The sequence below is a fragment of the Pontibacterium sp. genome (assembly GCF_041587635.1).
In the GTDB taxonomy this organism is placed as follows: domain Bacteria; phylum Pseudomonadota; class Gammaproteobacteria; order Pseudomonadales; family Balneatricaceae; genus Pontibacterium.
The window spans coordinates 1-2,022 of sequence record NZ_JBFGYC010000658.1; the positions used below are offsets into that span (position 1 = coordinate 1).

At 50.8% G+C, this 2,022-nt stretch carries 3 protein-coding genes; 2 read left to right on the plus strand and 1 reads right to left on the minus strand.

Annotation, left to right across the window (positions count from 1 at the left end):
• On the minus strand, positions 1–954 hold a 954-nt coding region (locus ABYW01_RS20380), incomplete at its 3' end, for a class I tRNA ligase family protein (RefSeq protein WP_372836305.1).
• A 144-nt stretch (positions 955–1,098) separates the two neighbouring features.
• On the opposite strand from ABYW01_RS20380, the gene ABYW01_RS20385 reads away from it, so the two are divergent.
• Entirely contained in the window at positions 1,099–1,650 is a 552-nt protein-coding gene (locus ABYW01_RS20385) for a zinc ribbon-containing protein (protein ID WP_372836307.1), read from the plus strand.
• A gap of 4 nt (positions 1,651–1,654) precedes the next feature.
• Positions 1,655–2,022, plus strand: a 368-nt coding sequence (locus tag ABYW01_RS20390) for a hypothetical protein (RefSeq protein ID WP_372836308.1), incomplete at its 3' end; no start/stop codon positions are given.

A 2,022-nucleotide genomic window follows, 5' to 3' on the forward strand; every position in this document is an offset into this window, starting at 1 on the left:
CGGCACTTTTTCACCGGTGAGTGGGTGAATGGCTTCGACGCCCAGCGCCATGCCTTTTTTCTCCATGGTTGCCAGATCGGCCTCAGCAACCTTGATGTTTTTGCACTCGTCCAGGAATTTGGTCAGCTCTGGATTGTTCTCAGCGGCTTTTTGCGCGAGAGGATGCTGTGCGGCAACGGCGACATAGGTCACACCCAGAAGAGTGTCAGGACGCGTCGTAAAGACTTCCAGCTCACCGTAACCTTCGACGTCAAACTGCAGCTCCACACCTTCGGAGCGACCAATCCAGTTTTTCTGCATGGTGCGGACCTGTTCAGGCCACTGATCCAGTTTATCCAGATCTTCAAGCAGTTGGTCTGCGTAGTCCGTAATTTTCAGGAACCACTGAGGAATCTTCTTACGCTCGACCAATGCGCCGGAACGCCAGCCACGACCATCGATAACCTGCTCGTTAGCCAGTACGGTCTGATCGACGGGATCCCAGTTAACTTCGGCTTCTTTTTTGTAAACCAGACCGGCGTCCATCAGCTGGGTGAAGAACCACTGTTCCCAACGGTAGTATTGTGGGTGACAGGTCGCCAGTTCACGGTTCCAGTCGTAACCAAAGCCCATCTGCTTGAGCTGGGTACGCATGTAGTCGATGTTTTCGTAGGTCCACTTCGCAGGCGCAACGTTGTTTTTTAACGCGGCGTTCTCGGCGGGCAGGCCAAATGCATCCCAACCCATCGGCTGAAGGACGTTTTTTCCCTGCATGCGCTGGTAGCGGGAGATCACGTCACCAATGGTGTAGTTACGAACGTGGCCCATGTGAAGACGGCCGCTTGGGTATGGGAACATGGATAGACAGTAGAACTTATCTTTCCCTGGCTCCTCAATACATTTGAAGCTGTCATTGTCTTCCCAGTGCTGCTGGGCCTGAGTTTCGATTTCCTGAGGCTGATACTGTTCGTTCATCGTGATCTTTTGTGAACCCGGTAACTGAAAACCGGCATCGGATTGACGCCGGTTAAATGTTCATATGGAAAGTTTGCGGTATGGGGCATAGCATACAATATATGGACTAGAGCCAACAGAGTTTCACCCTCAGGAGTGCATGTTATGACTGATAAAGATAACGATCGCCAAAATGATTCGGCTCAAGGAATCAGTGCCTACGATCGGGTGGTGGCCAGATTGCATAAAAATCTGTCTGATGCTGAAGCCAGTTCTTGGGAATATCTGCAGGAAAAAATTGAAGAAGCTGTTGAGATGGAGTTGACGGCGGAAGAGATGACCCGTGACGAAATGGATCTTCTGACCGCCTATATCAAGCGTGATTTGAAGAAGCTGGGCTTTTATGCCCATGGTACAGGTGAAGGGATCGCGGCCTGGTTACATTTTGATTTGAATGTGCTGGAAGATCGGATGAAACGGCTGCTGGTTAGTCTGGCGGACAAGACGCGTATTCAGCAGGAAGAGTTGCGTGAACGATTGGATCACGGTGATGAGGAATATATTGCCGGAGAGCTGGCAGGTGCTGGAACATTGCAGTGTCTTAAATGTGAATCCACACAGGTGTTAACCAAAACCGCTCAAATCGGACCCTGTGAGAAGTGCCAGGGGCGATATTTCCGTCGTATCTCTCAACCGTGGCAACAAGATAACGCTTGATATTATGAGTATTCGCAATGGTCGGTGGTGTCTGCTGCTGGCACTGGTCTTAAGTACCAGTGCCGCGGCATTAGGATTTTATGCCGGTGCCGAGCGCCCCGCGCAGATGTTATCTGTTCAGTTGGTCAACGATTCCAGTCGGCTGATTGAACGGGTTGAGATTAAACACGGCAACTCCGACACTCAGGAACTGATCTCAATATTGGGGCTTAAACCCGGAGATGATCGGGTTGTCGGGCTCAATCATCAGCCTGCGATGGGATTCAGTTTGACGGTGCATTATGCCGACGGTGAACACTATGAGATGTGTGTCGGAAAATATGTGCCGGGGTGGTTTCTGTCAGAAGTGATCAGTGACGAAGGTTTGGACGA